We start from the raw sequence: 11,848 nt of genomic DNA, 5'->3' as shown, positions 1-11,848 counted from the left end.
GGCGCTTCGGGCTGCCGGCTGCGTTGTTCTTCCTTGCGGGCACGAGCCCGCTGCGTCGTCTCGCCTTGCGGGCAACCCGCCTCGCCAGCCCCTCGGACGCGCACAACCGCCGTTTCCGGGCCGGCAATCATTTCTTCAGTTGCTGAGCCGCCTTCAGCATCGCGTCGATGTGGCCGTCCGGGTTCATGCTGGCATGCACAGCAGCGACCTTGCCATCGGTGCCGATCAGATAGGACACGCGGTCGGCCATGGTGCCGGGCACCATCTTCAGCGTGACGTCGTAGTCCTTGATGACCTTGCCGCCGACGTCGGCCGCGACGGCGAACTTGTTGCGGCAGGCCTCGACGCTGAACTTCTTCAGCGTCTCGATGTCGTCGTTGGACATGCCGATGACCGTCGTGTGCAGCGCCTTGAACTTGTCGGTCGCCTCGGCGAACTGGTGGGCCTCGACGGTGCAGCCGCTGGTGAAGGCCTTGGGATAGAAGTACAGCACCACCGGGCCTTGCTTGAGGGCCTCGGCCAGCTTGAACTTGAAGGATTGGCCGCCGACGGCGGCGTCAGTGCTGAAGTCGGGGGCCGGAGCGCCGACGCTGAGGGCGGCGTGGCCTGGCAGGGCCAGCAGCAGGGATAGCGAGGCAAACAGGGGAGCAAGGCGCGACGACATAACGACTCCAACAGGTGAACAATCACGGGGCCGGCACCAACAACCAAAGCCGGCTTGCGCCTAGTATCCACTCGCTCGAAATTCAAGGTGTACCGATGACCTTTTCCTCCTGCTGCCGCGTGACGGCGCCCTTGCTGTTCTCCCTGCTCGCCATGGCAGGCTGTGGCGGCGTAGGCCACGACGTCGCTGACGTCGTCGGCGCCATGGCCGACGGCATCGTGTGCGGCCTGCGCAACTGCACCGAATCCTCGACGCTGAACGTCGACGAGATCAGCCCTCGCTTCAGCGCGGCCCAGGCAACGGGCGACAACCGCGTGGTGGTGGACGGCTTCCTCGGCAAGTCCGCCAACGTACTGACGACGGTGCTGATGGCGCCGGATGAGCGCCTGTCGGTCAGCGTCGACGGCGGCCCCGAGGTGACGATGAGCAATCCCGACGGCGAGCGTCTGGGCTACACCGCCAGCTTGGCCGCCGCGAGCGCCCAGCCGGTGGTGCAGCTGGTGTTCACGCGGGCCGGTGTGCGCCATGTGAGCCAGGTCACGCTGCCCGTCGGCTTCACGGTGCTGCAGCCCACTGGCAACCCTTTGCTGACACGCAGCGGCGGCGCCCTGCCGGTGCGGCTGAACCTGTCCGGCGTGAACGACGCCGTCGCCACGGGCAGCGGCAGCTGCAGCCGCAGCGATGGCAGCAGCTTCATGGTCAAGAACGAGAATCTGGGCGCACGCATCGAGGGCAGCGTGGCGGGCGGCTACCGGCTGGAGCCGGCCCTGGTGGACGACAACCTCAACATCGCCAGCCGCAATGCCAACAACAGCGATCCCAAGACCGCGGCCGTCAGCCGTTGCGAGCTCACGGTGACCTGGACCAAATCCTCTCGCGGCACCATTGCGCCGACGATGAACGGCCACGGTACTTTGCTCGGCGAACGCCAGGCCAACCACCCGCTGGTCTACGACGCGCGCTCCTGAAGCAGACTGTCAGCGAGCCAGCGCTGCAGGGCGCCGACGACGGCGGGCGCTGCGGCGCCTGGATCGCCCAGCACCTGGGCGGCGCGCTCGCAGAGCTGCGCGAACGGCAAGCCCTCGGCCACCGCGCCCAGCAAAGCGGCCTCCAGCGGCTCCAGCGAGCGCCAGCGGGTCTCGCCGGCCTGGCGCCAGGCCAGCAGCGTGTGTTCATGCGCCACCGGCTCAGGCAGCTCGGGTTGGTCGTCGCCGGACTCCGGCTCCCACTCACGCAGCACGCGCCAGGCGGGCTCGATGGCGTAGGCCAGCACCACGCGCTGCACGCTGGGCTGCAGGTGCAGCACCAGACCGGCCCAGTCGTCTGCGCCAAGTGCGGCCAGCAAGGCCGGCTCCAGCGGGGGTGCCTGGGCCGCATCGAAGGCGCCACGCAGAGCCCAGTCCATGCGCGCGAAATCGATCAGGCTGGCATGGGGCACGAGTTCATCGTCTGCTGCGGCCATGAAGTCGGCCAGCTCATGGCCGAACCAGCGGATGGACGGGTGCTGGCTGGGCCGCGCGGCGAGATAGGCCTGGCCCAGGGCGTCGAAAGCCTCGTCGCCCAATGCCCGGGCGAGCACGGTGTAGTTGTCGGTCAGCGCCGCCACGAGGCGGGCCCGATAGGCATGGCGGTAGACCTCCAGGCCCGTCGCGTGGTCGCCAGCGAGCAGGTCGGCCGCGTCGGCACCGTCGCGGATGGCAGCGGCCAGTCGCTGCTGTTGCTGGATGACGCTCATGAGGTGGTCGCCAGGCGGCGGGCCACGGCCAGTTCGGCCAGCAGGCTTTCCAGCGGCGGAATGTGGTCGTCGCGCTCGATCATCGTCGGCACCGCGCCGAAGCGCTTCACGGCATGCTGGTACAGCGCCCAGACCTCGTCACGCACCGGGTGGTCGTGGGTGTCGATGACGATGTCGCCACGGTCCTCGTGGCCGGCGAGGTGGATCTGGCGCACGGGCTCGACGGGGATGACGTCCAGGTAGGTGATCGGGTCGAAGCCGTGGTTGCGGCCCGAAACATAGACGTTGTTGACGTCCAGCAGCAACTGGGCGCCGGTGGCCTCGAGCAACTGGGCGATGAAGTCCCACTCCGTCATCTCGTCGGCCGCGAAGCGCACATAGCTGGACACGTTCTCCAGCACCAACGGCCGGCCGAGGATGTCCTGCACCTGGGCAATGCGGCCGCCCACATGGTCCAGCGCCGCTCGCGTCAGCGGCACCGGCAGGAGGTCGTGCAGCTGGCTGTGGGCATCGGCACTCCAGCAGAGGTGGTCGGACACCCAGCCGGGTTCAAGCCGGTCCGCCAGCGCTTTCAATTCGCGCAGATAGCCCAGGTCCAGCGGTGCGGGCCCCGCCACGGACAGCGACACGCCGTGCATGACCAGCGGGTAGTCCGCGCGGATGCGCTCCAGATGCGCCATCGGCGGGCCGCCGGGCACCATGTAGTTCTCGGAAATGATCTCCAGCCAGTCGGGCCGCACGGCGGCATCCACGCCCGCCTCGAAGGCCGCGTAATGCTCGACGCGCAAGCCCAGGCCGAAGCCTTCAATCTTGGTCATTCAGTCGATGAAGAGAACACAGCCACAGAGGCACAGAGGCACAGAGGCACAGAGGCACAGAGGCACAGAGAAATTACCAGCACATCGCGGCAGCCGAGCCTCTCTGTGCCTCCGTGTCTCTGTGGCTGAATTTCAGAGATGGCGGCGAGGCCGCATGCGACCTCGCCCGTTTCAGGCCGGCTTACTTTTCAACTTTTCCGCCAGCCTTGGTGCACTCGTCAGCGCTCTTCTTGCTGACCCAGCCCTGGCCCTTGCAGCCGTTGTGGCCCTTGCAATCGCTCTTGGCGGTTTTGCACTCGGAAGTGCCCTTGCAGCCGTTCACGCCGGAGCACTTGACCATGCCGTCGGCGGCCATGGCGGTCGTCGGCACGGCGGTGGCGAACAGGGCAGCAGCGGCGGCAGCGATGCCCAGGCCAGTCTTGAGGGATGCGTTCATATCGAGTCTCCAGGAGATAAAAGTGGATGAATGTGAGAGGTTTCACCACAGGCCGATTCCGGATGCATCCGACATCGACTTGCCAGCTTCTGTCGGGGGCCATGCCCAACTCCTTACAACCGACAGGCAGATTCTGATTACCTGACGTTATGACTGCAATGGCGCGTGGCATTCGTCATGGTCCGGCGCCAGCCGCTAGAGTCCGTCAGCTTCGCTTCCGATCCCCATGCTGAACACCGAAACCCCGAGCACCCGGCATCCCGACCTGGACACTTACGCCACGCCGGCACTGCTAGATGCATTCATCGCCGATCAGGTCGATGCCGTCGCAGCCGTCAAAGCCGCCGCGCCTCAGCTCGCCGCCGCCGTGGACGCCGCACTGCCGCGCATCCGCGCCGGCGGCCGGCTGCTGTATGCCGGCGCCGGCACTTCCGGGCGGCTCGGCGTGCTGGACAGCGTGGAGCTCTACCCCACCTTTTCCTGGCCACGGGAACGGGCCGTTGCCGTCATCGCCGGCGGCCAGGGCGCGATGTTTGTCGCCGTTGAGGGCGCGGAGGACGACCGCGCCCAGGGTGCCGCCGACCTGAACGCGCTGAACCCCGGCCCCAACGACGTGGCCCTGCTGCTTGCAGCGTCCGGCGGCACGCCCTATGTGCTGGGTGCCATTGAGGCCGCCCGCGCGGCCGGCGCGCTGACCATCGGCTTTGCCAACAACCCCGGCGCGCCGGTCACCCAGCAGGCAGAGATCGGCATCACGCTGGACACCGGCGCCGAGGTCATCTCCGGCAGCACGCGCCTCAAGGCCGGCACCTCGCAGAAGATCGCGCTGAACACCTTCTCGTCGGCCCTGATGGTGCGGCTCAACAAGGTCTACGGCAACCTGATGGTGGACCTGAAGGCGACCAACGTGAAGCTCGTCAAGCGGGCGGTGGCGCTGACCGTGCGCGCTTCGGGCGCGAGTGAGGCCGATGCGCAGGCTGCGCTGGCGCAATGCGACCACCATGTGAAGACGGCGCTGGTGATGCTCAAGCGCGGTGTCGATGCGCGCGAGGCGCAGGCCTTGCTGGACAAGGTCGATGGCAGCGTGAGCCGGGCACTGGCTGCGTGAACACCCAGCAACGCTCGCCCTGGGCGTGGATCCCGACGCTCTACTTCGCCCAGGGGATTCCGTACGTCGTCGTCATGACGCTGTCGGTGGTGCTCTACAAGAACCTCGGCATCTCCAACACCGACATCGCCCTCTACACCAGCTGGCTCTACCTGCCCTGGGTCATCAAACCGCTGTGGTCGCCGTTGGCCGAGTTGTTCGGCACCAAGCGGCTCTGGGTCACGGTGCTGCAGTTCTTCGTCGGCACGGCGCTGGCCGGCGTGGCGCTGACGATCCCGACCGACAAGGTCTTCCAGCTGTCGCTCGCGGTCTTCTGGCTGATGGCGTTCGCGTCCGCCTCGCACGACATCGCGGCCGACGGCTACTACATGCTGGCCCTGCCGCAGCACCAGCAGGCCGCCTTCGTGGGCGTGCGCTCGACCTTCTATCGCCTCGCCAACATCGGCGGCCAGGGCGGCCTGGTCTATCTCGCCGGTGAGCTGACCGAGCGCAGCGGCAGCGTCGTGCAAGCCTGGACCTGGGTGTTCTGGCTGCTGGGCGGGCTGTTCGTGCTGCTGGCGGCCTGGCATGCGCTCGTGTTGCCCCGGCCTGCGGCCGACGTGCAAGGCCCTGGCCGCAGCGCGGCACGCGGGCTGGCAGCCGAATTCATGGCCGTGTTCGCCAGCTTCTTCAAAAAGCCGGGCATCGCCATCACGCTGGGCTTCCTGCTGCTCTACCGCTTCCCCGAAGCGCAGCTGCTCAAGCTCGCTTCACCCTTCCTGCTCGACCCCGTCGACAAGGGTGGTCTGGGCCTGTCCACCAAGGCCGTTGGCATCGCCTATGGCACGGTCGGCCTGACGGCACTGACGCTGGGTGGCCTGGCCGGCGGCTGGATCATCTCCCGCATCGGCCTGAAGCGCGCGCTGTGGCCGCTGGTGCTGGCCATGCATGTGCCCAACGTCGCCTTCCTGCTGCTGGCCATCACGCATCCGACCAGCCTCGCCGTCATCAGCGGCGCGCTGGCCGTCGAACAGTTCGGCTACGGCCTCGGGTTCACGGCTTATCTGATGTACATGATCCACGTCGCCGATGGCGCCCAGAAGACGGCGCACTACGCCATCTGCACCGGCTTCATGGCCCTGGGCATGATGATTCCCGGCATGTGGAGCGGCTGGCTGCAGGACCACATCGGCTATGTGCCCTTCTTCGCCTGGGTGCTGGTGGCCACGCTGCCGAGCTTTGTCATGGCGGCGCTGATCAAGGTGCCGGACAACTTCGGCAAAAAGGTCGAGGCGTGAACGGCCGCCTGCTCAGCCTCGATGCCTTCCGCGGTTTCGCGATCGCGGCGATGCTGCTSGTCAACAACCCCGGCGACTGGGGCMACGTCTACGCGCCGCTGCTGCACGCGCACTGGAACGGCTGGACCTTCACGGACTGGGTCTTCCCCTTCTTCGTCTTCATCTCCGGCATGGCGATGACGCTCAGCCTCGCGCGCCGCGCGCAGGCCGGCGCCAACAAGACGGCGCTGCTGCTGAGCACGTCACGCCGGGCGCTGGTCATCATCGGCATCGGCCTGCTGCTCAACCTGGTTCCCAGCTTCAATTTCGAGACCCTGCGCATCCCCGGCGTGCTGCAGCGCCTGGGCCTGTGCACGCTGGCCGCGGCGCCCATCGTCATCTGGCACGGCCAGCGCGGCGTGGCGCTGTGGGCCGTGCTGCTGATGGCCATCTACACGCTGATGCAACTCTGCCTGCCGGTGCCCGACGCAGACGGCATCGTTCACGTTGGCCTGCTGGAGCCGGGCAAGGATGCCGGTTCCTGGCTGGACCGCCTGTTGCTGGACGGCCACCTGTGGAAGCAGGCCAAGGTCTGGGACCCCGAGGGCCTGCTGTCGACGTTGCCTGCCGTGTCGACGCAACTGCTGGGCGTGCTCGCCGGCTATGTGCTGGCCTCCAAGAGGCAGCCCGCCGACAAGGCCATGACCTGGGTGCTCTATGGCCTGGCCTCGCTGTGGCTGGGCCAGGTGCTCGACTCGCTGCTGATGCCCATCAACAAGTCGCTGTGGACGCCGTCCTTCGTCTTCGCGATGGCCGGCTGGGCCTTGCTCGTCTTCGCCGTCTTCTACTGGCTGCTGGACGCCATGCCGCAGCCGCTGGCCCGCCAGCGCTGGGCGCGCGTGTTCCACCCGCTGGTCGTCTTCGGCATGAACGCCCTCTTCCTGTTCGCGCTGTCGGGCCTCGTTGCCAAGACGCTCTACACCGTCAAGTTTGCCGACGGCGCCAGCCTCGGCCGCGCGCTGTACGCACCACTGCGCGACTCGGGCCTCGCACCGAAGAACGCCTCGCTGCTGCACGCCATCGCCTTCGTGCTCTGCATGTACGCCATCGCCTGGCTCATGTATCGCAAGCGCTGGTTTATGAAAGTCTGATGCCATGAAACGCCGCGACCTGCTCAGCCTCGCCTCCGTTCCGCTGCTTTCCGCCTGCGCCACCACACCTGTCCCAGTGCCGCCGGGCGAGGCAGCACTGGCGGCCACGCCGCCCGCGCCCGCGACATCGGCCGCCACCGCGCTGACCCCGCCGCCGCGCGAATGGCGGGCCGCCTGGATCGCCACCGTCGCCAACATCGACTGGCCCAGCAAGCCTGGCCTGAGCGCTGAAGCGCAGCAGGCCGAGATCAAGTCCTTGTGCGACACCGCCGTGCGCATCGGCCTCAACGCGCTGATCCTGCAGGTGCGCACCAGCGCCGATGCCCTCTACGAATCCAAGCTGGAACCCTGGAGCGAATACCTCACCGGCACCCAGGGCCAGCACCCCGGCTACGACCCGCTGGCCGTCTGGCTGGCCGAGGCCCGCGCCCGCGGCCTGGAGCTGCATGCCTGGATCAACCCCTACCGCGCGCGGCACAGCACGGCCAAATCCGCGCTGGCCGAGACGCACATCGGCCGCAGCCGCGATTGGGTCAAGCGCTACGGCGACCAGCTCTGGATGGACCCGGGCGAGCCCGCCGCCGCCGAGCAGACCCTGGCCGTGGCGCGCGACATCCTGAGCCGCTATGCCGTTGACGGCATCCACATCGACGACTACTTCTACCCCTATCCCATCAACGATCCGGCCACCAAGCAGGAGGTCGACTTCCCCGACGAACCGAGCTGGCAGCGCTACACGGCCAAGGGCGGKTCSCTGRGCCGCCACGACTGGCGCCGCTACAACGTCAACACGCTGGTGCAGYGYCTGTACGCGCTGGCCCATGAAGTGCGCCCCGGCACGCGCGTCGGCGTCAGCCCCTTCGGCATTCCCAAGCCCGACGCACGCCCGGCCGGCATCAGTGGCTTCAGCCAGTACGACAAGCTCTATGCCGACGTGGAGCTGTGGCTGCGCGAGGGCTGGATGGACTATCTCGCGCCCCAGCTCTACTGGCCGCGCTCGCAGACGGCCCAGTCCTTCGAGCCGCTCTTGCAGGCCTGGCGCGCGTCCAACCCCCTGGGCCGGCCCATCCATCCGGGCCTGTTCACCAGCCGCATCAACGACACCGACAAGAGCTGGCAGCCCGACGAGGTGCTGGCTCAGATCGACATCATCCGGCGCGCTTCGCCGGGCAGCGGCCACATCCACTTCAGCATGGCGGCGCTGGCGCAGAACCGCAAGGGCATTGCGGACGCGCTGCGCAGCGGGCCCTACGCGGCGCCCTGACCCGCGCCGGCAACGCAATCTATTCCGCCTCGATCTCCCATTCGCTGGCGTCCAGCTTCGCCAACGTCTCAAGAGTCACCCGCTTGAGCTGATCCAGCCTCGCGGGCGGCAGCTTGCCTTCGACCATGGCCTGTACCATCCAGCGGTCCTCGGTGAACCGCACGCGAACACCATCGACAGTCGCCGTAAGCACGTTGTGCTCGTCCCCCTCTTCGGGAGCCGCTGCATCACCGTCAATGCGGTACAGCGCTTGAAGTGCATCGAAGTCGGGCGCCTCGTCGTGTCGCCAATAGCTTTCCATGCCCGGCCAACCATGATCCCGGCGCCAGAGTTCTTGTCGCGTGTCCCACAGCCGGTTTGGCTTGCGATCGACACGGAGCATCGTCCAACGTTGCCAGTCGAGAGCAGTCAGACGTGTCCAGCGGCCCGTCCCGGTATCCAGTGACCACTGGTCGATGTTGTCCCACGTGCTGCGTTCAGCTCCCCGCCAGATCTCACCTCCGCTGAGAAGGATGGTGCGTCCGTCGTCTGCAAGGCTGGCCGAATGCCGGTGTATCCAACCCGGCCCCTCGCCGCAAGTCGCGACCGGTGCGATGTTCAACGTATCGAGATCGAGGCGAAAGACGGGCGTGAAGCCCACGACACGTTGCTCCTGGTATCCCAGGCAACCCACGATGAAGATGCCCTTGTCCACACGAGTCGCGCTATGGAAGTCCGTCGGTGGAAAGACGTCGCGGCCATAGCCATGAATGGCGATCTCTCCATCCGGATGAAGGATGACGACATCGTTGTAGATGAAGAAGTCCGGGTCGTAGTAGTCCTCATGCTCACCGCCCACATGGACCACGCGTCCGTCCGGCAAGAGGGTCTCACTCTTGCCGAACCGGTGGAAGCACCACATCGGTCCGGATTCAAATGGCGATGGACCCTTGAAGGCCTCATTGCCCATAAACCCGTTGTGGTCTGTTCTCACCATCCACTGCCACAGCTTGTTGTCCAAGCGAACCGGACCACCGGGCCCAGTGCGAGGAGACCGCCATGCGAGAAATTCTTCCCGGCTGATGTCAGGGGGCGGTTCAGCTTTCCTTTGACGGTCGGCTTCCTCCGCTGCGGCTTCGGCTGCCCAGTCATCTTCAGAGTCTTCGTCGTGCATGAAAGTGCGATGCTTCTGGTCACCTATATGCGGGCTCAATCTACATGATTGAGCTGGCAGAAGCGGCGACCACCCCGAGTCCAGAACGGCCGCCCAACGCGCAGTGCCAGGTCTCATGCACCAAGACCTTGGCCCAGGCTTCAATACGCGTAGGCAATCTTGCGCAGCTGCACCTCATAGCCGCGGTCACTGGTGCTCAGCGACGACGAGGTGCTCTTCACGCGCAGATAGACCGCCATGGTCTTGCCCGTCGCGTTGAAGTAGTTGACCTCGGTCTTGCCGTTGACGATGGCAGCGGCCTTGATCAGCTTGCCGCTGGCGTCCAGCAGCTCCATCGTCGCGTTGAAGGAGAAGATATCCAGCAGCGTCGGCGGGTCCAGCGTCAGCGTGGTCTGCAGCGTCGTCGAGGCGGCCAGGTTGATCGAGTAGATGTCGACGTTCTGCGGGTAGGCCGGCTGCAGCGTGCCGCGCACCCGTGCCGGGAACACGTTCAGGTACTGGGCCTGGGCCAGCGTGTCGTTGGGCTCCTTCTCCAGGCGCAAGCCGCGCGCCGCGATGATGGCCTGCTCGGCGTCGACGATGCCGGCACCACAGCCTGTACAGCTGCCCGGGAAGGCGCGCGCGGTGGACCGCATCAAGGAGGCCATGTCCGACGGCAACACCGTCGAGTTGACGGCCGCCATCAGCGCGGCCACGCCGGCGACATGGGGCGCCGCCATGGACGTGCCGCGCAGCCAGCTGTAGGCGTCGGCCACCGGGCCGCTCATGCCGGTGTTGGACAGCGACAGCACGTTGCCGTAGGTCGCGTCGCCGCCGGGCGCCGCGATGTCCACCATGTCGCCGTAGTTGGAATAGCTGGAGCGCGCGCCGACCTTGTTCGTCGCGGCCACGGCCATCACATGCTTGCAGTTGGCCGGCGTCTGCTTGGCGACGTCCTGGTTGTCGTTGCCGGCCGCGACAACGATCACCGCCCCCTTGTTGTAGGCGTAGTTGATGGCCGACTGCGTGATGCTGGCACAGGCCGCCTCGCCGCCCAGCGACAGGTTCATGATCAGCGCCGGGTTGGCGTTGGCCGGCACGCCGGCGACCGAGCCGCCCGCGGCCCAGACGATGCCGTCGGCGATGTCCGACGTAGCACCACCGCATTTGCCCAGCACGCGCACCGGCACGATCCTGGCCTTGGGCGCCACGCCGGTGACGCCCAGCGCGTTGTTGCCCACGGCGGCGATGGTGCCGGCGACATGGGTGCCGTGCCAGCTGCTGTTCTGGGCTGGTTTGTCGGCGCCGCACTGGTTGGCTGTGACGTTGTCGCCGGGGTCGCCGGCATTGCTGTCGCGCCCGCCACCGTCGCCGGCGCGGGTGCTGTCGGTGATGAAGTCATAGCCCGGCAGCAGGTTGGCCGCGATGTCGGCATGCGGCAGTACGCCGGTGTCCAGCACCGCCACGCGCACACCGGAGCCCATGCCGATGTCCCAGGCCTTGGGCGCGTTGATGCCACCGGTCGGGTCGCTCATGTCCCACTGGTTGGCCCAGTTCGTGTCATTGGGCGTGAAGGTGGGCTGCATGACGTGGTCGATCTCGACGGACTCGATGCTCGGGTCCGACAGCTGGATGTCGCGCGCCAGCTGGGCCAGCGCGCTGGCCGGCACGCGCTGGGCGAGGCGGATGACGCGATGGCCCAGTGCGCTCTCGCGATCGAAGGCCACGCGCTGGCCGCGCGCCTCGCTCATGGCCCGAAAGCCCTGCAGCGCCGCCTTGGCGGCCACCGGCGTGCGCGCGCCGTCGCGGAACTTGATGATGAGGCCGGCGGCCTGGGGCTCTGTGCGGGCCTGGGTCTGGCTGGAGGCGGGGTTCATCACGCTCAACAGTGCGGCGGCGATGAAGCTGAGGGCGAAGGGCTTGTAGGTCGGGTGCATGGAAGGCTCCGTGTCAAAGAACCCTCATGCTCGACAGCGCCCGTTGCAGCCCCGCTTCAGTGGCGCACGCGGTTGGTTTCGTTTGTTGCGCGCGCCCCCTAGGGAAGGTCTGCACAAAGCACCCGCATCTGCGCCGGCCTTGATCTGAGGCGGGGTTTTGAAACGGGTGGTCTCATCGACGTGGGATATCGCCGCGTTTCGCGGCGTCCTTGCCGCCACAGCGGCGGATTTCGCGCCTTGCAGGCGCACTCACGCCTGCACCCCACCCAATTGGCGGCGCACCATCCACAGGTTGGACAGCGCGAATAACGTGTGCAGCTGTGCCGTGTTCTTGGCCAGCCCCCGGT

At 67.1% G+C, this 11,848-nt stretch carries 11 protein-coding genes; 5 read left to right on the top strand and 6 right to left on the bottom strand.

Going from position 1 to position 11,848, the window contains the following annotated elements:
• Positions 1-127: 127 nt before the first annotated feature.
• Complete coding sequence (locus ACXJKJ_RS04335) at positions 128-664, bottom strand: peroxiredoxin (protein ID WP_457389226.1); 537 nt, start codon at positions 662-664, stop codon at positions 128-130.
• A 95-nt stretch (positions 665-759) separates the two neighbouring features.
• On the opposite strand from ACXJKJ_RS04335, the gene ACXJKJ_RS04330 reads away from it, so the two are divergent.
• The gene (locus ACXJKJ_RS04330) at positions 760-1,632 is read left to right on the top strand and encodes a hypothetical protein (RefSeq protein ID WP_457389225.1); all 873 of its coding nucleotides are present in this window, start codon (positions 760-762) and stop codon (positions 1,630-1,632) included.
• Here the strand turns inward: ACXJKJ_RS04330 and ACXJKJ_RS04325 are convergent.
• The 3 genes from ACXJKJ_RS04325 to bufA2 all read right to left on the bottom strand — a co-directional run bounded on the left by ACXJKJ_RS04325 (position 1,614) and on the right by bufA2 (position 3,653).
• Positions 1,614-2,399, bottom strand: coding sequence for an HvfC/BufC family peptide modification chaperone (locus tag ACXJKJ_RS04325; RefSeq protein ID WP_457389224.1), 786 nt, complete (start codon positions 2,397-2,399; stop codon positions 1,614-1,616). The genes ACXJKJ_RS04330 and ACXJKJ_RS04325 overlap by 19 nt on opposite strands.
• A complete protein-coding gene (bufB, locus tag ACXJKJ_RS04320) occupies positions 2,396-3,217 on the bottom strand; it encodes an MNIO family bufferin maturase (RefSeq protein WP_457389223.1) in 822 nt (273 codons plus the stop codon). The genes ACXJKJ_RS04325 and bufB overlap by 4 nt, the downstream gene beginning before the upstream one ends.
• A 181-nt stretch (positions 3,218-3,398) precedes the next feature.
• Positions 3,399-3,653 (bottom strand): BufA2 family periplasmic bufferin-type metallophore, encoded by a 255-nt coding sequence (gene bufA2, locus ACXJKJ_RS04315; protein ID WP_056200244.1) that lies wholly within the window; start codon positions 3,651-3,653, stop codon positions 3,399-3,401.
• Between the two features lie 226 nt (positions 3,654-3,879).
• Here bufA2 and ACXJKJ_RS04310 point away from each other — a divergent pair, with 226 nt between their 5' ends.
• Genes ACXJKJ_RS04310 through ACXJKJ_RS04295 form a run of 4 tightly spaced genes read left to right on the top strand, consistent with a single transcriptional unit; the run spans position 3,880 to position 8,432 of the window.
• Positions 3,880-4,761 carry an N-acetylmuramic acid 6-phosphate etherase gene (locus ACXJKJ_RS04310; RefSeq protein WP_457389222.1) on the top strand — a complete coding sequence of 294 codons (882 nt, stop codon included), beginning with the start codon at positions 3,880-3,882 and terminating at the stop codon, positions 4,759-4,761.
• A complete protein-coding gene (locus ACXJKJ_RS04305; RefSeq protein WP_457389221.1) occupies positions 4,758-6,038 on the top strand; it encodes an MFS transporter in 1,281 nt (426 codons plus the stop codon). The genes ACXJKJ_RS04310 and ACXJKJ_RS04305 overlap by 4 nt, the downstream gene beginning before the upstream one ends.
• The gene (locus tag ACXJKJ_RS04300; protein ID WP_457389220.1) at positions 6,035-7,168 is read left to right on the top strand and encodes an acyltransferase family protein; all 1,134 of its coding nucleotides are present in this window, start codon (positions 6,035-6,037) and stop codon (positions 7,166-7,168) included. Before ACXJKJ_RS04305 ends, ACXJKJ_RS04300 begins: the two co-directional genes overlap by 4 nt.
• A 4-nt stretch (positions 7,169-7,172) precedes the next feature.
• Positions 7,173-8,432, top strand: a complete 1,260-nt coding sequence (locus tag ACXJKJ_RS04295) for a glycoside hydrolase family 10 protein (RefSeq protein WP_457389219.1) — start codon at positions 7,173-7,175, stop codon at positions 8,430-8,432.
• A 19-nt stretch (positions 8,433-8,451) separates the two neighbouring features.
• On the opposite strand, the gene ACXJKJ_RS04290 is transcribed toward ACXJKJ_RS04295, so the two are convergent.
• The gene (locus tag ACXJKJ_RS04290) at positions 8,452-9,585 is read right to left on the bottom strand and encodes a hypothetical protein (protein WP_457389218.1); all 1,134 of its coding nucleotides are present in this window, start codon (positions 9,583-9,585) and stop codon (positions 8,452-8,454) included.
• Positions 9,586-9,725: 140 nt separating this feature from the next.
• Positions 9,726-11,501, bottom strand: coding sequence for a S8 family peptidase (locus tag ACXJKJ_RS04285; protein ID WP_457389217.1), 1,776 nt, complete (start codon positions 11,499-11,501; stop codon positions 9,726-9,728).
• Between the last annotated feature and the right edge of the window lie 347 nt (positions 11,502-11,848).

The organism is Roseateles sp. P5_E1, assembly GCF_054049335.1.
This window is presented reverse-complemented; position numbering and strand designations above follow the sequence as displayed.